The sequence below is a fragment of the Mesorhizobium sp. WSM4976 genome (genome assembly GCF_029625685.1).
GTDB lineage: Bacteria > Pseudomonadota > Alphaproteobacteria > Rhizobiales > Rhizobiaceae > Mesorhizobium.
Genome location: NZ_JARTVT010000030.1, coordinates 37,744 through 60,785 on the forward strand (window position 1 = coordinate 37,744; position 23,042 = coordinate 60,785).

A 23,042-nucleotide genomic window follows, 5' to 3' on the forward strand; every position below is an offset into this window, starting at 1 on the left:
AGCTCACAGCCGACTCATTAGGGATGGGCTAAACGTCAGTAGGCTCAAAATTTCAAAGAGCACCTGAGCCCCCACCTGCGCTGTGTTGGTTGTCGCGTCGTATTGCGGGGCCACTTCGACGACGTCTGCGCCGACAAGATTGACGCCCTTCAGTCCCCTGATCAGCTCCAATACCTCGCGCGTCGTGAGCCCGCCAATCTCTGGAGTGCCTGTCCCCGGTGCGAATGCCGGGTCGACGCTGTCGACGTCAAAAGAAAGGTAGGTCGGGCCGTCGCCGACAATCTCCCTCGCCTTGCGGATCACGGCTTCGATTCCAAGACCCGAAATTTCTTCGGCGTGGATGACCGTCATGCCGGAGGCATAGGAGAATTCCCACAAATATTCCGAAGGGCCGCGAATTCCGATCTGGATTGTCCGGGCAGGATCGAGCACGCCGTCCAGGGCCGCGTTACGCATCGGCCCTCCGTGATGGAACTTAGTCTGGTCGAAGGGGCCGCCGGTGTCGCAATGCGCATCTATATGGATCAGTCCGACCGGGCGATCGCGGCCGACGGCCCTAAGGATAGGGTGAGTGACCGAGTGATCGCCGCCAACAGAGACGGGAATTACGCCCGCAGCGACGACCGCCGCAATCGCCGCGTGGATATCATCGTGACTTTGCTCCAGGCGATAGCGGCTTTTAAAAGGAACGTCGCCTATGTCGGCTATCCTGAGATCGAACGCGGGAGCGCATTCGAGGACATGATTGTAGGGCCCAATCCGCTCGATTGCTCGTATCGCTCGCGGCCCGAAACGCGATCCGGGTCGGTTGCTTACACCAAGGTCCATTGGCACGCCGACCACCGCCACCTGGAGATCGCCGAAGTCGGGCGCGTTAAAATCGATTGTCTTCATTGGCAAGCTGGCAAAGGTTGAGATGCCGGAATACGGCGCCAGACGGGTTCCCCCGCTGAATATCTTCTCACCAACCTTGCGAAAGTTTGGATCGTGAAACTCGAGACTGTCGGCGAATTTCGCCCGCAGCGCTGCAAGGCGCTCATTAAACTCAGACATTGCGAAACCCTCTCCTTGTGTCGCGTTGCTTCTCAGGAATCACGACATGAAACTGGCCGACGGCGCGTCCCGCCATCCAGGCCCTGAATGGCTTCAACGTGGCGCCCTCAATGTTCATATTTCCCACCCGTAGGGGGAGCCGGAGCATAGATGATCATCATGATCTGGGGCGGGGTGACCCGGGGGCGTTCAAACTCTCCGCGACCGCGCCGACATAGCGGTCCAGGATGATTGCCAGCGCGGAAATCGCGAGGCCCGCAAGCAACCCTCTGCCGGGCTCGACGCGAGCGATGGCATCCACGGTCTCCAGTTCAAGCCCTTGTGAGCCAACCAGCGCGGTGATGACCACCATCCCAACGCACATGAGGATGGTCTGGTTGAGACCCAGCATCAGACCGGGTCGGGCAAGAGGTAGGCGAACCTTCCAAAACGTTTGAAGCGGGGTGGCCCCGAACGCCACCGCGGCTTCGATCGTGGTCGGATCGACATTGCGGATGGCATGGTCGGTGTATCGCACCGTCGTCGCCACGGAGTAGAGCGCGATGGCGATCACCGCAGTTGCATCTCCGGGGCCTAGAAGCATGACAACGGGCACCAGGTATACGAAGGAAGGCAACGTCTGCAGGGTCGTGACGATAACCTCCGAGACCGCGTGCACGCGGCGAGAAGATCCGGCCCATATGCCCAGCGGCGCCCCGACAAAAAGGGAGAGCAGCGTCCCGACCGTCACCAGATTGAAGGTGATCAGCAACCTGTCCCAATAGCCGATGGCGGCGATCAGGATGAGTGTGGCGCAAGACAGGACAGCCAGAGAAGGCCGCCTCAGCGCTAAGCCGAAACAAAGGATGCAGGCAGCAATCGACGCCCAGCCGAGATCCCTCAGTATCGTCAACAAGGGCCGAATGACGCCGAGCGTGATGATCAGCCGGGTGGCTTCGAAACCATCGCCCCAGTTGCCGTTCAGCCAAGTGATGACGCGTGACCAGAAATCAGCGGTCGAGATTGTCAACGCGGCTGGATATTGCGCCAGAGGTGAGATTGCGACGCCCGCGACTGTGGGAATGATCAGGATGGCGGCCACAATCGCGAGATGCGTCATCGGTTGTGGTCGGGACAGATGAGAAGGTCGACGCACAGCGATGGAATGTCCATAGCCGTAAAGCAGTACGGCGAGGAGAGTTATCGCAATCCCCGCCTCCAACCCGCGACCGATCTTGAGAGATTGGATCGCGCGAAGCACTTCCGACCCCAGACCACCTGCGCCGATCATGGAAGCCAGAATGACCATGGCCAGCGCCATCATCACCAGTTGATTGACGCCCAGAAGGAGGTCGTCCCTCGCGCTTGGCAAAAGGATCTTCGATGTGGCCTGCCAACGGGAGGCACCGGTCATGCCCGACAACTCGAACGTATGGTCCGGCAGCCGACGCAGGCCATAAACCACCGCTCGCGCCATCGGCGGCAAAGCGAAGATCAGTGTTGCCACCAATGCCGCGACGGGACCAAACCCGAAGAGGATCAGGACTGGGACCAGATAGCTAAATGGCGGAATCGTCTGCATGGCGTCGAAGACGGGGTTCAATAGGGTTTCGAGCGAACGCCAACGAAACAGCATCACGCCCAGCGCGAGCCCAAAGACCACGCCGACGACGATCGCAAACGCCACGGAAGCGAGCGTCAATGTCGCTTCTGCCCAAAGATTGAAAACAAGAAAGTACGCGAAAGTGGCAAACGCCAGGACAGCCAGGCGGCGCCCACCGGCGAGCCAACCCAAGTAGGTTGCAGCCAGAACGACCGACACCCACGACAATGGCGGCAGAGTAACCGTTTCGGACGCAGTGCGACCCGGAAAGGACCAGCCGGCGGTCAGAAGGTTCTGCAGGCCACGCATCGGAAGGCCGATCGCCTCCCCGCCCGCGCGCGTCCAGACACGGAGAGGCTCGCCAAAGATTTCAGATCGGCGAAGCAACTCGTTGAGCACATCATTGGACATTTTTAGCAGTGGCAACAGCCATTGCTTCGGCCAGACATACAAAACTTCGGGTAGCGCCGCCCGCCCGACATAGGCGGCGAACAGCAAAAAAAGGCCGAATGCTCCCCACAAACGGCCGCTCGGCAGCCATTTGGGGCGAAGGAGCGGCGCCATTGATGTCACGCCGAAGCTTATTGAAGCCACGGCGACCACTTCTTCTGGTTCTCAGAGATCCACTCAGCCGCGGCCGCTTCGGGCGTGAGCCCGCCCTTATCCTGCTTGAGGATGCCCCAGGCAACATCCTCATTGGTCAGAACAAATTTCTTCAAGAGCCCTGTGACGTTGGGCTCTCGCTTGGCAAAATCATTGTTGATCAACTCGATGATATCGCCCGTGGGCAACGCGCAGTCACCCACGAGATCGGGGTTGACGCCCCAGGCGGGATCGCTGCGGCACGCATCTTCATAAGGCGGAAAATCGACAAAGGTGCCCTCGCCGGAGCCGTACAACCAGTGAGGCACGAAACCAAAGCCAATGATCGGTTTTTTCCTCTCGATTGCGCCCTGCATCGTGGCGACCATGGCCGCCATGGTGCCCGGCAAGGTTATGTGAACGTTGAGGCCCAGCGCCGCGATGCGGCGCTCGTCATCGGAGTCGAAGTCTGCCGGTGTGCCGAGATAATTGATTTTTCCGTCCGTCTCAGGGTTGGATAGTGCTTTGATGCAGGCAGGGTTCTTGAGCGCCTTCCAGTCCGGCAGCCCCGGACATAGCTCAGCAACATAGTTGGGGTACCACCAGGTTTCCCTGATCTTGACGCCGACCGACCCCACCTTCGTCACAGAGCCCGACGCAAGCGCAGCTGCGATCAATTCGGGAGAAGACGACCAGATTGCCGGACTGATCTCGAGGTCGCCGAGTTCTATGGCCGTGAACTGTGCCGTGTAGTCGGTATGCACGTACTGGATGTTGTATCCGGCCTTCTTGAGCAGGGTGCCGAAGACATTCGTGATAAAGTCCGCATCGGGCGCACTAACGATCGCTAGCCGTACCGGATTTTGGGACTCGGCGGCGGCGAGCGCCTGGCCGGAAGAAATGCACAGACTGGCGCAAAGCACAGAAGCGAACGAAACCGACGAGAGTGGAAACCGCATGGCGAAACACCCTTTCAAATGTCCTATGGACCAAGGTTAGGGCGCAATTCTTATCACATGTCAATCACAAAAATCAAAAAACTTGGTTGCATTGCCAAGGCTTATCGAGTTGAATGAGGCATGAGCCTAGATGATAAAAATCACAAATGAGTCACAAATGACGAAGAAGGACGAGGAGAGCACGACCGCTTCGGACCGCGTGTACAAGCTTGTCCGTCAGGATATCCTTGAGTGCCGTTGGCGGGCTGGTCAGCGACTGAAGATCCGCGACATCGCCGCCGAACTGGGCGTCAGCCCGATGCCGGTCCGTACGGCGTTCCGGCGTCTGGGCGAAGACGGCATTCTCATCATCGAGGAAAACCGGTCAGCTCGTGTCCCCTTCGTTTCCCGGCAGAGCTTCAACGAGTATCTTGAAATCTCGGTGAGCCTCGAATGCCTGGCGCTCGAGAGGGCAGCCGCGCGCATTTCGGGTGAAACGATCCAGGCGCTCCGAAACGAAGCCGAGCGCATGCAGCGCGACATCGAGGCTGGCGACACTGTTGGCTACGCCCGTCGGTTCAACGGCCTTTTGATGAAGATCTATGTGCGAGGGGAATCTCAGGCGCTCATCGAGATGATCGAAAGCGTCTGGATCAAGACAGCTCCGCCGGCGCGCGAGGCCTTCGAGGAAAAGGGCATGATCACGCGGCTGAATGCGGCCCTGATTGCGATCATCGACGCTTTGGAAGCGTCAGACGCGGCCAGCGCCAAGGCTATTCTGACGTCGGCCCTGCAGTATGCCTGCAAGGGCGTAAATCTGTTCCTTGAAATGGATCAAGACCAGAAACTGAGGCCAAAAGCCAAAAAGAGGATCGAAGAGCAATATGTCGAATCCAAGTGAAGTTCCGATCGCGCTGGTCACCGGCGCCTCCCGCGGTATCGGGCGAGCGACAGCAGAAATGTTGCTTCGAGACGGCTACGAGGTGCATGCCACCTACCTCAACGATGCAGCAGCGGCAGAGAACCTCGTTTCATATGGCGAGGAATTGGGGCGCAAAGTCACGCTTCACCATTTTGATGCCGGTGCGCGAGAGAGCCAGGACGCGTTGATGCGGCGCCTGCAGGGCGTCCAACTTCGGGGCATCGTTCACAATGCGGGAATCGTCAAGTTCGAGAGATTTGCTGAATACGATATCTCGATCTGGGACCGCACCTTCGAAGTCAATCTGAATGCAACGTTGCGCCTGACTCTTGGACTGCAGAAGCAGATAGTGTCGGGAGGATCGGTGGTTCTGGTCGCCTCCACCGACGCGTTCGTCGGCTCCTACGCAAGTATGGCTTACGCTGCGTCCAAGGCGGCGATGGTCAATCTGGCCAAGAGCCTCGCATGCAATTTCGGCTCCCGAAACATCCGCGCCAACGCGGTCTCGCCGGGATGGATCCAAACCGACATGACGACCGGGGCGTCCTCGGGATCAGCGTCGGTCACCCCCCTTGGGCGAGACGGAAGGCCCGAGGAAGTCGCTGGCGTGGTCGCCTTCCTTCTATCCGACCGGGCCAGCTTCGTCTCGGGTACGAGCATCACCGTCGATGGCGGCTATACCTCCTCTGACGCGATCATGTTGAACGAAGCCAGGGAACTGGGCTGATTACGAGCGGGGATAGCCATGTTGAGCTGCAAGAACCTTTGGAAGATCTACGGATCGGCCAAGGCGCATAGTATCGATCCCGGCTTGCCACTTAGCGAGAACATCTCCTCGGTGGAGCAGCGCGGCGGTTTCGTGGCATTGGCCGACATCGATCTCTCCGTGGCGAAGGGCGAGATCCTGGTCATCATGGGACTTTCTGGATCCGGAAAGTCTACCCTGCTTAGATGCTTGACGCGCCTGGTGGAGCCGACGGCCGGAGAGTTGCGCTTCGAGGGTCAGGACCTGCGCGCTGTGCCTGACAAGAGCCTGCAACTGCTGCGCCGGACACACATGAGCATGGTGTTCCAGAATTTCGCGCTGCTTCCCCACCGTACGGTGGTCGGCAATGTGGAGTTGCCACTGGAGATCCAAGGTGTACGAGCAGCTGATCGGAGGCAGAAAGCGCTCGATATGATCGGGCTTGTCGGGCTGTCCGGCAAAGAGGATCACTACCCGCATGAGCTATCCGGAGGCCAACAGCAGCGTGTCGGCATTGCCCGCAGTTTGTCAACCAATCCGAGCCTCTGGCTGCTGGACGAGCCGTTCTCGGCGCTAGACCCACTCATTCGCGAAGAAATGCAGGACGAGATTCTCAGGCTACAGAAAACGCTGTCCAAGACTGCCGTGTTCGTGACACACGACTTCAACGAGGCTGCTCGCGTTGGAGATCGCATCGCCCTTTTGCGCAAAGGCCAGCTCGTCCAGACCGGCAGCGCGGCGGAACTGATCCTCAATCCTGCGGATTCCTACGTGAGAGCATTCACCGCGAGTGCGGAACGCAGTCGAATACTGACGGCGGAAAATTTCATGCAGCCTGGAGAGCCGGGCGCATTCGACGTGCAACTCGAGACTGAGGCGACACTGCGAGAAGTCGCGGAAACGTTCCAGGGCGGGGCCAGCGTGATCGCCTTCGGCAATTCCACGGGCACAACGGTAGGGTTCATGAGACGCCAAGATCTGGGCGACGCGCTCACGTCTGCTATGACGGCGTAGCTGGCCGGGCGTCGAAATCGAGGTACCAGTTCGACCATGCAAACGACGATCACCGAGACTGAAGCGCGCTCGCTCCTGCGCAGCATCAAGGCGCCGCGACTGGACCTGAAGCCGGTCGCGGAGCATGTGCTCGAGCACTACGGGCTGGCAGGCGAATGGCATCAGCTGGGGGGGGAAAGAGAGCAGAACTATCGTCTTGCCACTGCCGCGGGCGAGAGGTTGGTCGTCAAGATCGCATCTCTCGAAGAGGATGAGGAAAGCCTCATCTTTCAGGCGAAAGCACTTGAACATATCGAACAGGTAGACCCGACCCTCCAGGTCCCACGGGTCCGCAGGACCCTTGCAGGTGACCTGCTTTCCAGCATTTCGGCTGGAGAGGGAAAGAAGCATTCCTTGCGGGTTCTCTCGTTCGTGGCCGGCGAAACTGTCATGGATCTGTTGAGCCGGCGAGGCTTCACCCTGTCCACCGACGACCTTCTGAGCCTCGGCGCGGCACAGGGCCGCCTTGCACGCGCGCTCCAGGGCTTTAATCATCGCGGCGCCCTTCGACCGATGCCGTGGGACCTTGCAAATGGCCTGGTCCTTGGTGACTGGCTGCGCGACTATATCCCCGAAGAAATCCGCCCAGAGGTCGACCGGGCACTGGAGCACTTCGCCGGATCGACCTTTGCGGCCCTGCCGCGCCTCCGATCCCAGGTCATCTACAATGATTTCCACGAGAGCAACGTTCTGGTCCGGGCGGAGCCTTCGCTCGAAGTTGTGGGGGTTATTGACTTTGGCGACCTGGTCTACGGCACAGTCGCGCAGGACCTGGCAGTTGGCGTGGCGTCTTTCATCCATTGGAGTCCGCAGCCAGTCGCGGCCGCGGCAGCCGTCGTGCGCGGCTACCAAAGGCATATGCCTCTGGAGGCCGCCGATCTTGCGGTGCTCAAAGATCTGGTACTGGCCCGGCTGATCCTGCAGGTCGGGCTCGTCCGCTACCAGGCTGTCGTCAACGGCCGGATTGACCAGCACCTCGAGGAACTGCAATCACTGTATTCGTCCGCCGTATCCCGCCTCGCCCACATCGACAACGGCGCGTTCGTCGCCTCGATGACACCGTCCGTGGTGCCCACTCCAATTCCATCGCCCGTGGTGGAACAGACTTCGAGCGATATCAAAGCCCTGATCTTGCGCCGGCAATCGGTGTTGGGCGAGACCTACACTTTTTACAATGAGCCGCTCGAACTCGTACGCGGTCGCGGCACCAAACTGTTCGACGCCTCCGGGACGGAGTACCTGGATTGCTACAACAACGTCGCCAATGTGGGGCATTGCCATCCCTATGTGGTTGAGGCGCTCGCACAGCAGGCGGCCACGCTCAACACCAATTCCCGCTATCTCCACCGCGAGATCCTGCGGCTGGGAGAGCGGCTGACGGCGACCCTCCCAGAAGGGCTGGATACCTGGATCTTTGTCTGTACCGGCTCGGAAGCCAACGACCTGGCGGTTCGTATTGCGCGGTCGGTCACCGGCAACGAAGGCGTGATTGTCACCGAGAACAGTTATCATGGCAACACCTCGGTGGTCGCGCCGCTCTCGTTGCTGGAATACGACCTCAAGGACAAGCCGAGCTGGGTCGACGCGGTACCGCCTCCCAATGTCTACCGGGGCATCTATCGAGGTGCCCAGGCCGATTTGGGGGAACGATACTCCGGTCACGTGACGGAAGCGGCGGCCCGCCTCAAAGCAAGGGGACCGGGCGCCGCGGCGCTGTTGATCGACTCGATCTTTGACGGCAACGGCGCTTTGGTCCCGCCAGCGGACTACATGGGCCGGGCCTTCGACAAAGCGGGCCGCGCAGGAGCGTTGTGCATCGCTGACGAAGTTCAAATGGGCTTCGGTCGATCGGGCACGCATATGTGGGGCTTCGAGGCCTTCGGTGTTCGTCCCGACATAGTCACTATGGGAAAGCCGATGGGCAACGGGCATCCTATCGCCGCGCTCGTGACGCGCCGCGACATCGCTCTGGCGTTCCAGCGTCGCACTGGCTATTTCAACACCTTCGGCGGCAACACGGTGTCGGCGGTTGTCGCCAACGCCACTTTGGACGTGCTGCAGGGCGAGAACCTGCAAGGCAACGCCGAACGTGTCGGCGCGCATCTCAAGGCATCTCTCGACGGCTTGATCGGCACGCACGAGCTTGTCGGCCACATCCATGGGCGCGGCCTTTTCCACGGGGTCGAGCTAGTCGTCGATCGGGCATCGCGCGCTCCCGCGAAACTCGCGGCCCGCTGGGTGCGTGAGCGGATGAAGAGCCTGGGTGTCCTGGTTGCCTCGACGGGCCCCTTGGGAAACATCATCAAGATAAGGCCGCCCTTGGCCTTCAGTGTCGCCGACGCCGACCGGTGCTTCGAGGCTCTACAGACCGCGCTGACAGAGGTGCCGCCCGATCTTCGGATCGCAAACAGCGCCTGAGCCAACCGGGGATCATCAAATGAGAATCTACAAATGCGATGCTCATCTGGAGCATCAGTCGAAAATCGAACTCAACCCCGGGAAGTTCGTCCCGACACTCGACGTGGCGAAGCGCACCGGCGTTGTTCTGGACGCCTTACGGCAGGCCGGCCACATTGATGTCTTGGACTGTGCACCCGCATCGAGGCCAGATCTGCGCACCATTCATTCCGGAGACTACCTTGAATTCCTCGCCACGGCTTGGGATGAATGGTCGAGATCATTCGGCACCGAACTAGACGGCGTCGGCTTCGTCTGGCCGCACCGCAACCGACCGCCTCGATGCCCAAGCGCGATAGAAGGCAAGATCGCCTACTACATGTTCGATGGCGTGAGCACGATCACGCCGGCCATGTGGCCTGCAACACTCGGCGCAGCCGGGGCTTCCCTTCAGGGGGCCAGGGATCTTCGCCTCTCTGGCTCGACGGGCCTGGTTCTGGCTCGTCCCCCGGGGCATCACGCCTGCCGGAACATGGGTGGAGGGACGAGTTATACCAACCACACCGCACTGGCCGCACAGGAATTGGCGCGAGATGGCGCCCGGGTCGCGATCCTGGATGTTGACGCTCACCATGGCAACGGTGCTCAAGACATCTTCTGGACCAGGTCCGACGTCCTCACGATCTCTCTCCACACGGATCCCGCGGTGGACTACCCCTATTTCTCCGGCTACGCCGACGAGATTGGCGCCGAGGCTGGAGAAGGCTTCAACTTGAACGTGCCACTGCGACCCGGTACCGACTGGTCGGGCTATCGCGAAGGTTTGACGATGGCGCTCGAGAGGCTGCGCGATTATTCTCCGGACTACATGGTGGTGGCACTTGGGGTAGACACCTATGCCAAGGATCCCGCAGGGCGTCTGGCCCTGGAGTTGGATGATTTCAGCCGGATTGGAGAAACCGTTGCATCCATAGGCTGCCCGCACATGTTTGTGCTGGAAGGGGGATACTGCCTTGAAGCAATTGGTCCCTGTGTTGTGAATGTTGTCGGGCCGGGAGGTTAGATGCGCCTATGCCTCGCCGGATGCTTCGAACGACCTGCCAAGGGGAACGGATTGGCCTCAGGAAGCGAGTAGCCACTTGCGTTGGCAACCGGGATGATCGCCGTCGGGACCAACTTTCTCAGTATCTCCTAATTTTGTTTGGCAAACGATCGGAGGGTTTAGTTATGGAAAAGCATGACAAAGAAGAAAGCTTCGAGAGCCGAATGATGCGCTTGGTTGAAAAGTGCCATCAGGAACAGAGGCTCATTATGAACCACGTCTGCATTCGGGTCGACGACATCGGTCGCACGGAAAGGCTGCTTACCGAGTCTTTTGGTATCGGCAAGGGAGGTTTCACTCGCGTCGAAGGAGATTTGTTCAAGGGGGAGGCTTTTGTCAGCGGCGCCTGGGTGAACGACGATTTCTACCTGGAACTGATGGAACCGCTGGAAGAACAGAAGCTGGGATACGAAACTGGGTGCGGCGCACCAATTGGACACTTGAGTGAAATCGGCTTCCTCACCCCTAATATGGACGCAGAATTGGACCGGCTATCGAAACTGGGATGGCAGGTGACCGACACGCTTTCATCTGAATATTCCAGAGAAGTAAAGATGGACATGGAGCCGTCCATTGGGCTCCCCATAGAGCTGATGGAGGTGAAACTGCGCGGCAGATAATCTATTTTAATAATTTTGCTAGAATAGAAATGCTTCAATGACGCGGGAACATACTGGAATGGCTTACATTGAAATCTTCCCTAAATCCATTGACTCTCAAAAGAAATTGTCTGACCGCCGCGCTTCTGTGATGGATATTCTTTATGCGGCGACGAAGGAAATCCTCAACGTTCCTGACCACGATATCATCGTCGAGTTGAATCAGTGTACAGCAATTGCATTTAACTCCCTAGCAGTGCAGGCCTCCGCGGTTCCAGATGTCGTGATAAAGATTTCAACCAGCGATCATGACTTTCAGCCAAAATTTCAATCTCTATGCGATCATATCGTGGGCAATTGGAACGAACAGTTCGGGAATACACTTAAGTTGGAAATCTGGGTAAACGTGATTAGTGCCTGGGGCTGCAATATCGATTTCAATTAGAAGGGAGCACCGCTCTGTGCGTTGCGGTTAGGCGCCGATCGCGCTTTCATTCCGCTGATCCGGCCGGCGGCAGCAAGAATGATGCTGATTGAACAACCTATTGACCGGCGCCGTCAAAGACAGCCAGCGAGCTTCGCACGCTGCCGAATGAGCGCCTCCACGATGTCGATCGTCGGGGTCGCCTGACCGGTAAGACGGCCCAGTTCCTGGACGGCAGTCACCAGAGCGTCGATCTCCATCGGCCGGCCAAGTTCCAGATCCTGCAGCATCGAGGTCTTGTGCGCCCCGACCGCAGCGGCGCCGGCGATGCGTCGATCGACATCGACCCCGAAACTTGCCCCCAGCGCCTCGCCGATCGTCTGCGCTTCGACCATCATTGCGCGAATGATCGCCCGCGTGCCTGGATCGGCGCAGATTTCGTCGAGCTTTCCGCCGGTCAGAGCGGAGACTGGATTGAGCGATAGGTTGCCCCACAGCTTCACCCAGATCTCATTGCGGATTTGCGGGCGGACTGGCGCCCTGAATCCCGCCGAGACGAGGAGAGCAGATAGATTGGCGGTCCGTTCGGTCTTCTCGCCTGAGGGTTCGCCAAGCGGCAGCCGATCGCCTTCGATATGCCGAATGACGCCGGGAGACGCGATTTCGGCGGCCGGATGTACGACACAGCCGATGACGCGCTGAGGTCCGATCGCCTCCCACAGCACACCATTCGGATCGACGGCCTCGATGCGGCGGCCTTCATGCACGCCCCCATGCTTGTAGAAGTACCACCAGGGAACACCATTCTGCGCCGTGACGACCGCCGTTTCAGGTCCCAGAAGCGGCTTCAAGCTGGCCAAGATGCCCGGAAGTGAATGAGCCTTGAGAGCCAGGAAGACATAATCCTGCGGGCCGAGATCCGCGGCCTGATCCGTCGCGCGCACGGTAACGGTGGTCTCGTCCTCTTCGGACTTCAGTGTCAAACCCTTGTCGCGCAACACGGCAAGGTGGGCGCCTCTGGCGATGAGACTTACTTCGGCCTCGCCTCGCGCGGCGAGCCTGGCACCTACGAGACCTCCGATCGCTCCCGCGCCGAACACGCAGATCCGCGTCATCCGGCCCTCCGTTGCCCTGTCGGACAGTCCACCAGCATCCGATCCACCTCTCGCGACAAGCTTCCAAGGGTTGGCCGCAACAGAGGCTGAGACATGCCTTGGACCGGCGATCTAATAGCCAAGCGCGCACCCGTCCATGCGCGGATCCGAGCCTCCGACAAGCACTCCTTCGGACCAGTCGATCTTTATCATTTGTCCGCCGCCGAGCGGCTCAATTGGCTGGACGATCCGATGGCCGAGTTTTCTGAGCCCCTCGACCGCATCCATCGGAACGCCACGCTCGACCTGAGTTTCGCCGAGCGAATGGAAGACGCGGGGCTGGTCGATCGCCTCCTGCGGGTCGAGCCCGAAGTCGACGACGCCCGTCAACACGTGTGTATGTCCAAATGGCTGATAGTCACCACCCATGACCCCGTAGCAAAGCAATGGCCGACCATCCTTCAAGGCAAGCCCGGGCATGATCGTGTGGAGGGGGCGCTTGCCCGGTCCTATCGCGTTGGGATGAGCGGGATCGAGCGAAAAGCCCATACCGCGATTTTGGAGGGTGATGCCATAGGTCGGAGCGACCCGGGTTGATCCAAAGCCCCAATAGACGGAATTGATGAAGCTGACGCAATTGCGATCGCGGTCGACGACCGTCAGGTAGACCGTGTCCGACTTGCGCATCAGTGGCGGCGGCAGATGGTCTGCCACACGATCGCGCCGGATCTCATTTCGCAGGCGTGCGGCGTAATCCTTGGACAGGATTTCGTTCACTGGAAATGCGGCATGCCGCGTATCGCAGACAAAAGCGTCACGATCACGGTAGGCCAGCCTGCCCGCTTCGATTTCAAGGTGGAGGCGTTCAGCGCTCATAGGCTTGAGCGCCGCGAGATCAAAACCCTCAAGGATGTTGAGCATGAGGAGCGCGGTGATGCCCTGGTTGTTGGGCGGAATCTGGCAGACTTCCATGCCCCGGTAATCCGTGCGGACCGGCTCGACATATTCGCCTGCGGCGATCTCGAAATCCTCAATTGTGTGATGGCCACCCAGGCTGCGCAGATAGTTCACGATATCCTGAGCCACTGGCCCCTTGTAGAATCCATCTCTGCCTTTGGCGGCGATCAGGCTGAGCGCGTCGGCCAGGCCTGGGTTGCGAAATACCTCCCCTGCCCGAGCGGCCCGGCCACGTGGAAGAAAAACGCGGGTCGCATTGGGGTCGCGCCGCAACCGCGGTTCCTCCAAAGCCCAATCTTCCGCCACGCGAGGGTGGACCGGAAATCCCTCCCGGGCAAAGGCAATTGCGGGAGCAAGAAGCTCACCGATGTCCTTGCGTCCATGATCGGCCACGAGCCGGGTCCACGCATCAATCGCGCCGGGGATGGTGACGGCATGCGGGCTTGAATCCTCAAGTTGGCCCTGGCCAACGGCGAGTTCGTCAGCTGGAAGCCTGGAAGGTGCTCGTCCGGAACCATTATAGGCAACAATCTGATCGGTGCCATTCTTGGCCATGATGACAAAGCAGTCGCCACCAATTCCAGTTTGCTGGGGTTCGACGACCGCAAGCACCGCGGCCGCGGCGACTGCCGCATCGATTGCCGCGCCTCCCTTTTGCAGCACCTCAATGGCCACCCGCGCCGCATGCGGGTTGTGAGTGGCCGCCATGCCGTTCATGGCCATGGCCGGAGAGCGGCCAGGAAGTTGGAAGTCGCGCATGGTGTTCTCCTGTCGAGAATGAAACCTGCGAGCCTAAAGCCGCGCCGCCATTCCCATTGCTTGTCAGTTACATTTGAAAAATGTCGCGACGGCCCTGGGCTTCGTGTCCTGCGGGCCTCGAATTGGCTTTCCTGAAGCAAAGGAGCACGGCTTCGCAACCGCTCCTGGCGCGTGAGACGTTGTTGGTCATGCCTATGCCAGCCCAAGTTTTGCCGCGAGGCCAATGCGCTGCATCTTGCCGGTGGCGCCCTTCGGAATTTCCGGCACAAAGACAACTCGTCTTGGCACTTTGAAGTCGGCGAGCCGACCAGCAGCGAACTCGCGAATATCGCGCTCGCCGGCCTGGGCGCCCTCCCTCAGGACGATGACCGCGGCAACGTCCTCACCGAGCTTGTTATGCGGTATGGCGAAGGTCACCGCCTGGTGAACCGCTGGGTGGGCCATCAGGACTTCATCGACCTCAAGCGGGGCGATCTTTTCGCCACCGCGATTGATGATCTCTTTGAGCCGGCCGGTAAGGCGAAGAAAACCGTCATCGTCCATCACGCCCTGATCCCCTGTGCGAAACCATCCGTTGGTGAACGCCTCGGAGTTGGCCTTCGGGTTATTCTCGTAACCACGCGTCACATTAGCGCCGCGTGTGACAATCTCTCCTACCTGCCCCAGAGGAAGCAACCTTCCGTCTTCGGACATGATCGCAACCTCGGGTCCCGCGGCGAGCCCGACACTTCCTGGCTTGCGCTGGCCTGGCGGCAACTGATTGGATGTCATTTGATGGGCGTTCTCAGTCATCGAATATGCTTCGATCACCGGACACCCGAACGCCCGTTCCATTTCGGTGAAGACAGGTGCCGGCAAAGATGCCGAGCTCGACCGGATGAACCGCAAAGGGTTGGCAGCGATCGTTTCTGCGTTGCCGCTGCTGCGGGCGAGAATCGCCTGATGCATGGTCGGCACGGCCGTATACCAGGTCGGCCTAGCCTCGTTCATCCAGCCGAAGAACTTCAGGGCGTTGAAGCCCGGCGTGCAGAAAACACTGCCGCCAGCCGACAGGCTTGCCAGCACGGCCGCAACCAGACCGTGAATATGGAAGAGCGGCATGATATTGAGGCAACGGTCCGACGGCCCAAGCTTGAGCGTGCGTACGATGTTTGCCGCTGAAGTCAGGAGGTTCGTGTGACTAAGCGGCACTATTTTGGGCCTGGAGGTCGTACCCGAAGTATGCAGGACCAGCGCGACATCCTCAGAATTCGCCGGTCCCGGCGTAGTGGCCGCGGCCGACGTGCCCGACAGATCGAAGAGCCCCGCTGGACCTTCCTGTCGCGCGTGCAGGTGGATTATCGGTATCTCTAAACGCGCAGCCGCAGCAAGCGCCGGACTATCGCTACCGGCTGCGACGAGAAGCGCCTTCGCCTTGAGATCGTCCAGATAAAAGGAGAACTCGTCCTCGCGATAGGCTGGATTGAGTGGAGCTGTCGTACAGGCGGTTGCGCAGGCAAGGAAGGCGGCAACCATCTCGGGGCCGTTATCAAGAACGATCGCGAGCTTGTCACCCCTGCCAATGCCAAGACTGTTGAGCGACAGGACCGTTCGGTCGACAAGAGCCAGCAGTTCTCCGAAGGCGACGTCTGGGCGAGCAGGAGCGCCAATTGCTTGGCCCTCCGAGGTCGCGGAACTCAGAATATCGCGGATCGTATTCATGCCTGCCGCTCTCACTCTTTCCTGCTGATGACCCGAGACAAAAACGCCGCGGTTCTTTCATGAGCCGGCGCGGTGAAGAACTGCTCCGGAGGAGCGTCCTCTACTATCCGGCCGCCATGCATCATGATCACGCGGTTTGCCACCTCACGCGCGAAGCCCATCTCGTGGCTCACCACAATCATGGTCATGCCCTCACGGGCGAGTTCCTTCATGACGTCCAGGACTTCGCCAATCATCTCAGGATCGAGCGCGCTGGTCGGCTCGTCGAAAAGCATGAGCGCAGGACGCATGGCCAGAGCACGGGCGATGGCCACACGCTGCTGCTGGCCACCAGAGAGTTGCGCGGGGTAGGAATCCTCTTTGTCGGCCAGGCCAACGCGGGCAAGTAGTGCGCGGCCGGTTCTGAGCGCTTCCTCGCGCGGGATCTTGCGAACGTGAATCGGTGCTTCGATGATGTTTTCGAGAGCCGTCAGATGCGGAAACAGATTAAACTGCTGGAAGACCATTCCAATCTCGCAACGCTGGCGGGCAATGTTGCGCTCGCTGTCTTCCACAAGCTGACCGTTGCGTTCGCGGTAGCCAATCAAATGGCCGTTGACCTCGATCCGACCTTTCTGGATCCTCTCGAGATGATTGATGCAGCGTATGAACGTGGTCTTGCCCGACCCCGATGCGCCAACGATGACGACCACCTCTCCCTTACGAACGGTGAGATCGATGCCCTTGAGGACCTGAAGGTCACCGAAGCGCTTCTCCACCCCGCGCGCGGTAACAATCGCGGGTTCAGCCGCCGGATCATCGCTCATCGCGGTTCTCCAATCTGGCCAAAACCAAACAGGCGCCGATGTCCCTTTGATCCAAGCTTCCGGGAAGCTGCCGCGGCGGTGTCGCCAAACCGTGACTCGAGGCGCTGCTGTACGAAGCCCCAGAGCGTGGTGAGCGTCAGGTAGTAGCAGGCGACCACCATATACAATTCAAAAACACGAAAGGTTACAGAGGTCACCATCTGCGTTGCAAGCAGCAGTTCAGGAACGCCGATCACGCTGAGCAGCGTTGTGTTTTTAAGCATGCTGTTGAACTCGTTGCCGAGTGGCGGAACAACGACGCGCGCTGCCTGGGGCAGGATGATGCGCCGCATGTAGAGGCCATAAGTCATTCCCAGGGACTTCGATGCTTCCGTCTGGCCTATGGCGACGGAATTGATACCCGCGCGAATGATCTCCGCCATGTAGGCCGCTTCGTTGAGCGTCAACGCAAGAATTCCTGCCTGCATATTGCCGGGAAGGACCGCGAAGCCGAGATCGATATCCTCGAAACGAAAAATGTTCGCGGCAGCCAAACCGGTGTAAATGAAGACGATCTGCACCAACAATGGCGTGCCGCGAAAACCCCATACGAAGATTCGTGCGGGCAGCTGTAGGACGTGATGCTTCGAAATCCGGGCCAAGGCTATGAAGAGCCCCAGGAGCGTTCCGAAGCCCTGGGCGATAACGCTGATGCTTAAGGTCAGCCAAAGACCGTGCAAATAGACGGAACTTGGCCGGAACAGGTATTCCCAAAAAACGCTCCATTCGAAGTTCATGGAGACCGCCTACTCAATGGCGTCCCCTTCGAGTCCCCATTTCGCGAGTAACTTCTTGTAGGTGCCGTCGGCCTTCATCGATTCGAAGGCCTTCTGAACGGCGTCGTGCATCTCGGTCTCACCCTTGCGGGTTGCGATGCCGGTCTTGATCTTGGCGAACGGCTCACCGCCAATATCGAAAATATGGCCGGCCTTCTGGAGGAAGAAAGCAGCCGTTTCGAGGGTGGTTCCGTAGACATCGACCTGGCCAATTTGCAGCGCCTGGCGGGCATCGGAATCCTTGGGGAAGACCGTGACGGCCACCTCGGGTTTTCCAGCCTCCTTGAATTTCTTGTTCTGTTCATCGAGCAGGCTCTGGATCGTCGTTCCATTGTCCACAGCAGCCTTGAGGCCTGACAGATCATCAAGCCCCTTGATGTTCTTCGGGTTTCCCTTCGGTACCAAGAGCGACTGGCTCGAATACATGTAGTTGGTGAAATCCACGACTTCGCGGCGCTGCGGCTTGTCGAAAAGCTGCGACAGAATGGCGTCACATTGCTTCGCCAGGAGAGCCGGAATGATCGCGCTGAATGCGGTTTCCTTCCATTCGACCTTTACCCCCAGCCGCTTCCCGATCTCGGTGCCGATATCGACATCCAGACCTCCCAAAACCTGGTTTTCATCATAGAAGCCGAGCGGCGGGTTCCCGAATTCTGCGCAATACGTGATCTTGCCTGCCTTGGCGATATCCGCTGGCGGCGCCACCTCGGCTGCATGTGCAACGCCAACGGCGAAGGCGAACGCAAGGGCGGAACCGGCACTTTTGTAAATACGAGACATCTGACAACCTTCCCCTTCGTTATCGGTCCAACGAATTGGACCATTGCGTATTGGTCTATATCCCGATAGTGTTCTTGTTATGAGTTTTGCTATCTAATCCCCAACCTGAAGGCCCTGTCAACATACTTGGTCTGCTGCCGATCAAAATAAACCAATATTGAATGGTCTAAAATGAAGAAATCCGACTACGCCCACCAGAAGCTTGACGAGATGCTGCGGGAGAACCGCTTCCAACCGCAGAGTCGACTTCCGCCGGAACGTGATCTGGCACGTCAGCTTGATGTCAGCCGAATGGGGCTGCGGGTGGCGCTTGATCGGCTGGAAGCGGAGGGACGAATATGGCGCCATGTTGGTCAGGGCACCTTTGTTGGGCCGCGTCCGGAAAAGGTACCGACACAGTTGTCGTTCGTTACCGCAAACACGAGCCCAGCCGAGGCTCTCGAGGCGCGACTGGCGATCGAGCCTCAGATCGCCCGAATGGCAGCGCTGCGTGCGAGCGAACTTCAGATTTCCGATCTGTTCGGGCTTGTTCAGAAGGGACGGGCCTCGGGGGATCCTGCAGCGTGGGAGTCCTGGGATGGGCAATTCCACCGGGCTCTTTGTCTGGTCACAGGCAATCGACTCCTGCTTTCAATTTTCGATAGCTTCAATGCGATAAGGCGGCAAAGGACGTGGAGCGAGCTGCGTCAGGCTGTACTCACGCCGGAGCGACGGGAGCACTATGCGCAGCAGCACAAGAATATTCTGGATGCGATCAGCGCTCGCGACGCCGCGCAAGCGGAATTCGCTATGCGCGCGCACATAGAAGACGTAGCACGCAGCCTGCTCGATCCCCGCAAGTAGGCGATCGGCCAGCACTATGGGCTGGACGACGACGCGGAGAGGGACGACCTGATCGCACGCTTGACGCTGCGCAACGCTGCTGGCTGAGGAAATGTCAAGGCCGGGCTTCAATTCGGCAACTTCCAAAAGGGCTGGGAACGCCACGAGGATTGGCTGGTCGTATCAAGCCTGCAGCAAAACTGCATGACCCATGCGCCGGCGGCAGCGACAAGAATGCCCGCCAATCACGGAGCAGCCGCGACCGCAGTCTGTTGGGCGTTGACGAGACAGTAAGCGCCATTCACCTTTGCGATCCGATTCAGCCAAACCCGGCTGGCCGCATCGCCGGGGGGAACATGCGACAGACGAAAGCGATCAAAGCAGAGAAAGCTACCAGCAAGGTCCAGAATGCGAAGGTAGACCTGATCGCAGTGGTCGTTGCTATGACCGACCGGGCACCGTGCGTCCTTACCGTGCCAGCCAACGCCCTGCCCTCTGGTCCGTTCGAGCTTGGTCATCGTTCCCTTCAATTCGGCCTCAGGACCTGGGTGGAACAGCAGACCGGTCACCACCTCGGCTATATCGAGCAGCTCTACACGTTCGCCGACCGCGACCGGATCGGCGAGCAGCGCCAGCAGCGCGTGATCTCGATCAGCTATCTTGCCCTGACGCGCGCCGAGCACGCCGCCGGATCGGGCAAGCGTGCCTGGCGGAACTGGTACGACTATTTCCCCTGGGAAGACCACCGTTCCGGCGCGCCGCCGATGGTCTCGGACATACTGCAGTCGCGCCTGCTGGCCTGGGCGGCCGAGGCGGACCACGATTCATTGCGGCGTGAGCGCCGACAGCGGGGCGCGATTGCCTTTGGCTTTGACGGTCGCGACTGGAACGAAGAGCTCGTCCTGCAGCGTTACGAGCTTCTCTACGAGGCGGGTTTGGTTGAAGAAGCTCTGCGTGGGCCGAGCCGGATAACAGCTTCGCCCCTGCCCGGGATATCCATGACTGCAGACCATCGCCGCATCCTGGCGACAGGGATCACCCGGCTGCGCTCCAAGATCAAGTACCGGCCCGTTGTGTTCGAGCTGATGCCGCCCGTCTTCACCTTGCTGCAATTGCAACGGACTGTAGAGGCGCTTTCGGGAAGGCTGGTCCACAAGCCGAACTTCCGGCGCCTCGTCGAGCAGCAGGATCTGGTCGAGGAGACCGGAGAGACGGCTGCCGACACTGTCGGGCGGCCGGCGAAGCTCTTCCGCTTTCGACACGCCGTTCTCGATGAGCGGGTTGTCGCAGGGACGAAATAGCCACAGTCGCGCGCTTGACATCCCTTATTCTCAAAGTAAGTATATATCCAAATTATACTCATCTAGAGAATAATTGGAGCGCAGATGTCCGTTTTGCCGCTGACTGCCGCATCCCTCTACGAACGCGTGCGCGGAGTCATCCCGCCGATCGAATGGCCGGCCTTCGCCGACGACATCGAAGCCATCCTCGCGCTGAAGCGAAAGCGAAATGCCGTCATCCTGGCACACAACTACCAGACGCCCGAAATCTTCCATTGCGTGGCCGACATCGCCGGCGACAGCCTGGCGCTTGCCCGCAAGGCGATGTCGGTCGATGCGGACGTCATCGTGCTCGCCGGCGTACATTTCATGGCCGAGACGGCAAAGCTGCTCAATCCGGAAAAGACCGTGCTCATCCCGGATCTCGGCGCCGGCTGCTCGCTTGCCGATTCGATCACGGCCTCGGATATACGCCTGATGCGGCAACGCTATCCCGGCGTGCCGGTCGTGACCTACGTCAACACGTCCGCGGCGGTAAAAGCAGAGTCCGACATCTGCTGCACCTCGGGCAATGCGCTGGCGGTTGTGGAATCGCTCGGCGTGCCGCGGGTGATCATGCTGCCCGACGAATATCTGGCGAAGAACATCGCCGCACAGACCAGGGTCGAGATCATCGCCTGGAAGGGACACTGCGAGGTCCATGAACGCTTCAGCCCCGCTGATATACGCGAGCTGCGCGAGGCGCATCCCGGCGTCACCGTGCTTGCTCACCCGGAGTGCCCGCCGGAAGTTGTCGCCGAGGCGGACTTCGCCGGCTCGACGGCGGCGATGTCCGACTATGTCGGACGGCACAAGCCGGCGCGGGTCGTGCTGATGACCGAATGCTCGATGAGCGACAACGTTGCCGTCGAGCATCCTGAAGTCGACTTCGTGCGCCCATGCAACCTGTGCCCGCACATGAAGCGCATCACGCTTCCCAACATCCGCGCGGCGCTCGAGGAGAACCGCCACGTGGTCACCATCGACCCTGATGTCGCTGACCGCGCGCGCCGGGTGGTGGAGCGGATGCTCGCCGTATGAACGCGCACGACCTCCATGGCCGGCCGGTTATCATCGGCGGTGGCATCGCGGGCCTGATGACGGCGCTTCATCTCGCCCCGGAGCCAGTCGTGCTGATCTCCAGAACCTCCCTGGGAGACGAGAGCTCCAGCGCGCTCGCCCAAGGCGGGATTGCAGCGAGCCTGGGTAGCGATGATTGCCCGGACCTGCATCTTGACGATACGCTCGCGGCCGGCGACGGGCTTTGTGACGAGGCGGCGGTGCGGCGCGTCGTCGAGGCGGCACCGCAAGCGATCGAGCATCTCGGGCGACTGGGCGTTGCTTTCGATCAAGCGCCCGACGGCCCGCTGCTGCTCGGGCTCGAAGCCGCGCATTCGCGCCGGCGGATCGTTCACGCCGGCGGCGACGCCACCGGGCGTGAGCTGGTCCGCGCGCTCGCCGCCGCCGTGCGACGGACGCCTTCGATCGCCATCCTCGAAGGCGTGGAGGCGCGGCGCTTGCTTGTCGAGGATGGCGAAATCGCCGGCGTGCTCGCCGTCGGAAACGGCGACGCGACGACGCTGTCGACAGGCCGTGTGGTACTCGCGACCGGCGGTATAGGCGGCCTGTTCGACCATACGACGAACCCGCTCGGCTCATTCGGGCAGGGCCTGGCGCTTGCCGCGCGTGCCGGCGCAGAGCTCGCCGATCTCGAATTCGTGCAGTTCCACCCGACCGCGCTCGACGGCCCGCCGCGCCCGATGCCGTTGGTGAGCGAAGCGGTGCGCGGTGAAGGCGCGGTTCTCGTCGACGAACGCGGCCGGCGCTTCCTCGCCGATACGCCGGGAGGCGAGCTCGCGCCGCGAGATGTCGTCGCGCGGGGGGTGTGGCGCCAACTCGTCGCCGGGCATCGCGTGTTCCTCGACGCGCGGCAGTGTCTAGGGCCGAGATTCGCCAACCGGTTTCCGGCGATCGCTTCGCTCTGCCTGGCGGCCGGCATCGACCCCGCCATGGAGCCTATCCCAGTGCGTCCCGCGGCGCACTATCACATGGGCGGCGTGGCCGTGGACGCCGCGGGCCGCAGCTCGCGTCGCGGCCTGTGGGTGTGTGGCGAGGCCGCCCGCACCGGGCTGCATGGCGCCAACCGGCTTGCCAGCAACTCGCTCATCGAAGCCGTGGTGTCAGCAGCCTGGGTCGCGACAAGCCTCGCCGCCGCGTCGCCAGGCACACATAGACGGCTAAAGCCGGCAATTGTGCCGCCACGACCGGACGCCTCGCGCATCCGCCCAATCGCTTCGCACGCGCTCGGCATCGAGCGCGACGGCCAGACGCTACGCGACGCGGCAAGGACGCTCGTGCCAATTGTCGCCGGCGATGATGCCGTGTCCGATCCCGCACTGGTCGCGCTGATGATCACGGTTGCCGCTCTCCGTCGCGAGGAAAGCCGGGGCTCGCATTTCCGGACCGATTTCCCCCGGCGCGATGCGCAGCCGCGATCGCTGCGGTTGACGCTCGGCGAGACGCTCGAAGCGGCGGCGATCCTTTCCGACACGGCATCCGACACCGCAGCGCTGCTCGGCAGGAGGGCTTGAC

General features: G+C 60.4%; 20 protein-coding genes. 11 read left to right on the plus strand and 9 right to left on the minus strand.

The window, feature by feature from the left end; translation table 11 throughout:
* Nucleotides 1–3 precede the first annotated feature (3 nt).
* From speB to P9272_RS29390, 3 genes are all read right to left on the minus strand, one after another.
* Entirely contained in the window at nucleotides 4–1,053 is a 1,050-nt protein-coding gene (gene speB, locus P9272_RS29380; RefSeq protein ID WP_278163240.1) for an agmatinase, read from the minus strand.
* Between the two features lie 157 nt (nucleotides 1,054–1,210).
* A complete protein-coding gene (locus P9272_RS29385; RefSeq protein ID WP_278163241.1) occupies nucleotides 1,211–3,199 on the minus strand; it encodes an ABC transporter permease subunit in 1,989 nt (662 codons plus the stop codon).
* 17 nt (nucleotides 3,200–3,216) lie between these two features.
* A complete protein-coding gene (locus tag P9272_RS29390) occupies nucleotides 3,217–4,176 on the minus strand; it encodes an ABC transporter substrate-binding protein (RefSeq protein WP_278163242.1) in 960 nt (319 codons plus the stop codon).
* Between the two features lie 157 nt (nucleotides 4,177–4,333).
* Here P9272_RS29390 and P9272_RS29395 point away from each other — a divergent pair, with 157 nt between their 5' ends.
* From P9272_RS29395 to P9272_RS29425, 7 genes are all read left to right on the plus strand, one after another.
* Nucleotides 4,334–5,056, plus strand: a complete 723-nt coding sequence (locus tag P9272_RS29395) for a GntR family transcriptional regulator (protein ID WP_278163243.1) — start codon at nucleotides 4,334–4,336, stop codon at nucleotides 5,054–5,056.
* Nucleotides 5,040–5,804, plus strand: coding sequence for an SDR family oxidoreductase (locus P9272_RS29400; protein WP_278163244.1), 765 nt, complete (start codon nucleotides 5,040–5,042; stop codon nucleotides 5,802–5,804). Before P9272_RS29395 ends, P9272_RS29400 begins: the two co-directional genes overlap by 17 nt.
* 18 nt (nucleotides 5,805–5,822) lie before the next feature.
* Nucleotides 5,823–6,836 carry an ATP-binding cassette domain-containing protein gene (locus tag P9272_RS29405; protein WP_278163245.1) on the plus strand — a complete coding sequence of 338 codons (1,014 nt, stop codon included), beginning with the start codon at nucleotides 5,823–5,825 and terminating at the stop codon, nucleotides 6,834–6,836.
* A gap of 36 nt (nucleotides 6,837–6,872) precedes the next feature.
* On the plus strand, nucleotides 6,873–9,293 hold the full coding sequence (locus P9272_RS29410; RefSeq protein ID WP_278163246.1) for an aminotransferase class III-fold pyridoxal phosphate-dependent enzyme: 2,421 nt from the start codon (nucleotides 6,873–6,875) through the stop codon (nucleotides 9,291–9,293).
* Nucleotides 9,294–9,312: 19 nt separating this feature from the next.
* Complete coding sequence (locus tag P9272_RS29415) at nucleotides 9,313–10,335, plus strand: histone deacetylase family protein (RefSeq protein WP_278163247.1); 1,023 nt, start codon at nucleotides 9,313–9,315, stop codon at nucleotides 10,333–10,335.
* 164 nt (nucleotides 10,336–10,499) lie between these two features.
* Nucleotides 10,500–10,994, plus strand: coding sequence for a VOC family protein (locus tag P9272_RS29420; RefSeq protein WP_278163248.1), 495 nt, complete (start codon nucleotides 10,500–10,502; stop codon nucleotides 10,992–10,994).
* Nucleotides 10,995–11,052: 58 nt separating this feature from the next.
* Nucleotides 11,053–11,418: a hypothetical protein gene (locus P9272_RS29425; RefSeq protein WP_278163249.1), complete on the plus strand. Its 366-nt coding sequence runs from the start codon at nucleotides 11,053–11,055 to the stop codon at nucleotides 11,416–11,418.
* Between the two features lie 113 nt (nucleotides 11,419–11,531).
* On the opposite strand, the gene P9272_RS29430 is transcribed toward P9272_RS29425, so the two are convergent.
* From P9272_RS29430 to P9272_RS29455, 6 genes are all read right to left on the minus strand, one after another.
* The gene (locus P9272_RS29430; protein ID WP_278163250.1) at nucleotides 11,532–12,512 is read right to left on the minus strand and encodes a 2-dehydropantoate 2-reductase; all 981 of its coding nucleotides are present in this window, start codon (nucleotides 12,510–12,512) and stop codon (nucleotides 11,532–11,534) included.
* Nucleotides 12,513–12,623: 111 nt separating this feature from the next.
* On the minus strand, nucleotides 12,624–14,207 hold the full coding sequence (gene ggt, locus P9272_RS29435) for a gamma-glutamyltransferase (protein ID WP_278163251.1): 1,584 nt from the start codon (nucleotides 14,205–14,207) through the stop codon (nucleotides 12,624–12,626).
* 192 nt (nucleotides 14,208–14,399) lie between these two features.
* Nucleotides 14,400–15,908 carry an acyl--CoA ligase gene (locus P9272_RS29440; RefSeq protein ID WP_278163252.1) on the minus strand — a complete coding sequence of 503 codons (1,509 nt, stop codon included), beginning with the start codon at nucleotides 15,906–15,908 and terminating at the stop codon, nucleotides 14,400–14,402.
* An 11-nt stretch (nucleotides 15,909–15,919) separates the two neighbouring features.
* Nucleotides 15,920–16,714, minus strand: a complete 795-nt coding sequence (locus tag P9272_RS29445; protein WP_278163253.1) for an amino acid ABC transporter ATP-binding protein — start codon at nucleotides 16,712–16,714, stop codon at nucleotides 15,920–15,922.
* Nucleotides 16,711–17,490, minus strand: coding sequence for an amino acid ABC transporter permease (locus P9272_RS29450; RefSeq protein WP_278163254.1), 780 nt, complete (start codon nucleotides 17,488–17,490; stop codon nucleotides 16,711–16,713). The genes P9272_RS29445 and P9272_RS29450 overlap by 4 nt, the downstream gene beginning before the upstream one ends.
* A gap of 9 nt (nucleotides 17,491–17,499) precedes the next feature.
* Nucleotides 17,500–18,234 carry an ABC transporter substrate-binding protein gene (locus P9272_RS29455; protein WP_278163255.1) on the minus strand — a complete coding sequence of 245 codons (735 nt, stop codon included), beginning with the start codon at nucleotides 18,232–18,234 and terminating at the stop codon, nucleotides 17,500–17,502.
* Between the two features lie 246 nt (nucleotides 18,235–18,480).
* On the opposite strand from P9272_RS29455, the gene P9272_RS29460 reads away from it, so the two are divergent.
* The 4 genes from P9272_RS29460 (at nucleotide 18,481) to P9272_RS29475 (ending at nucleotide 23,041) form a co-directional block, all read left to right on the plus strand.
* Nucleotides 18,481–19,152, plus strand: a complete 672-nt coding sequence (locus P9272_RS29460; protein WP_278163256.1) for a FadR/GntR family transcriptional regulator — start codon at nucleotides 18,481–18,483, stop codon at nucleotides 19,150–19,152.
* A gap of 335 nt (nucleotides 19,153–19,487) precedes the next feature.
* Nucleotides 19,488–20,432 carry a hypothetical protein gene (locus P9272_RS29465; protein ID WP_278163294.1) on the plus strand — a complete coding sequence of 315 codons (945 nt, stop codon included), beginning with the start codon at nucleotides 19,488–19,490 and terminating at the stop codon, nucleotides 20,430–20,432.
* Nucleotides 20,433–20,516: 84 nt separating this feature from the next.
* Nucleotides 20,517–21,491: a quinolinate synthase NadA gene (gene nadA, locus P9272_RS29470; RefSeq protein ID WP_278163257.1), complete on the plus strand. Its 975-nt coding sequence runs from the start codon at nucleotides 20,517–20,519 to the stop codon at nucleotides 21,489–21,491.
* Nucleotides 21,488–23,041, plus strand: a complete 1,554-nt coding sequence (locus tag P9272_RS29475; protein ID WP_278163258.1) for an L-aspartate oxidase — start codon at nucleotides 21,488–21,490, stop codon at nucleotides 23,039–23,041. Before nadA ends, P9272_RS29475 begins: the two co-directional genes overlap by 4 nt.
* Nucleotide 23,042 lies beyond the last annotated feature (1 nt).

What these genes read in the sequence shown, in the direction of transcription:
- P9272_RS29425 (WP_278163249.1), top strand. Translation starts at nt 11,053, where the DNA reads ATGGCTTACATTGAAATCTTCCCTAAATCCATTGACTCTCAAAAGAAA.
- P9272_RS29445 (WP_278163253.1), bottom strand. Translation starts at nt 16,714, where the DNA reads ATGAGCGATGATCCGGCGGCTGAACCCGCGATTGTTACCGCGCGCGGG.
- P9272_RS29410 (WP_278163246.1), top strand. Translation starts at nt 6,873, where the DNA reads ATGCAAACGACGATCACCGAGACTGAAGCGCGCTCGCTCCTGCGCAGC.
- P9272_RS29405 (WP_278163245.1), top strand. Translation starts at nt 5,823, where the DNA reads ATGTTGAGCTGCAAGAACCTTTGGAAGATCTACGGATCGGCCAAGGCG.
- nadA (WP_278163257.1), top strand. Translation starts at nt 20,517, where the DNA reads ATGTCCGTTTTGCCGCTGACTGCCGCATCCCTCTACGAACGCGTGCGC.
- P9272_RS29420 (WP_278163248.1), top strand. Translation starts at nt 10,500, where the DNA reads ATGGAAAAGCATGACAAAGAAGAAAGCTTCGAGAGCCGAATGATGCGC.
- ggt (WP_278163251.1), bottom strand. Translation starts at nt 14,207, where the DNA reads ATGCGCGACTTCCAACTTCCTGGCCGCTCTCCGGCCATGGCCATGAAC.
- P9272_RS29450 (WP_278163254.1), bottom strand. Translation starts at nt 17,490, where the DNA reads ATGAACTTCGAATGGAGCGTTTTTTGGGAATACCTGTTCCGGCCAAGT.
- speB (WP_278163240.1), bottom strand. Translation starts at nt 1,053, where the DNA reads ATGTCTGAGTTTAATGAGCGCCTTGCAGCGCTGCGGGCGAAATTCGCC.
- P9272_RS29440 (WP_278163252.1), bottom strand. Translation starts at nt 15,908, where the DNA reads ATGAATACGATCCGCGATATTCTGAGTTCCGCGACCTCGGAGGGCCAA.
- P9272_RS29465 (WP_278163294.1), top strand. Translation starts at nt 19,488, where the DNA reads ATGCGACAGACGAAAGCGATCAAAGCAGAGAAAGCTACCAGCAAGGTC.
- P9272_RS29415 (WP_278163247.1), top strand. Translation starts at nt 9,313, where the DNA reads ATGAGAATCTACAAATGCGATGCTCATCTGGAGCATCAGTCGAAAATC.
- P9272_RS29385 (WP_278163241.1), bottom strand. Translation starts at nt 3,199, where the DNA reads ATGGCGCCGCTCCTTCGCCCCAAATGGCTGCCGAGCGGCCGTTTGTGG.
- P9272_RS29390 (WP_278163242.1), bottom strand. Translation starts at nt 4,176, where the DNA reads ATGCGGTTTCCACTCTCGTCGGTTTCGTTCGCTTCTGTGCTTTGCGCC.
- P9272_RS29460 (WP_278163256.1), top strand. Translation starts at nt 18,481, where the DNA reads ATGAAGAAATCCGACTACGCCCACCAGAAGCTTGACGAGATGCTGCGG.
- P9272_RS29400 (WP_278163244.1), top strand. Translation starts at nt 5,040, where the DNA reads ATGTCGAATCCAAGTGAAGTTCCGATCGCGCTGGTCACCGGCGCCTCC.
- P9272_RS29430 (WP_278163250.1), bottom strand. Translation starts at nt 12,512, where the DNA reads ATGACGCGGATCTGCGTGTTCGGCGCGGGAGCGATCGGAGGTCTCGTA.
- P9272_RS29395 (WP_278163243.1), top strand. Translation starts at nt 4,334, where the DNA reads ATGACGAAGAAGGACGAGGAGAGCACGACCGCTTCGGACCGCGTGTAC.
- P9272_RS29475 (WP_278163258.1), top strand. Translation starts at nt 21,488, where the DNA reads ATGAACGCGCACGACCTCCATGGCCGGCCGGTTATCATCGGCGGTGGC.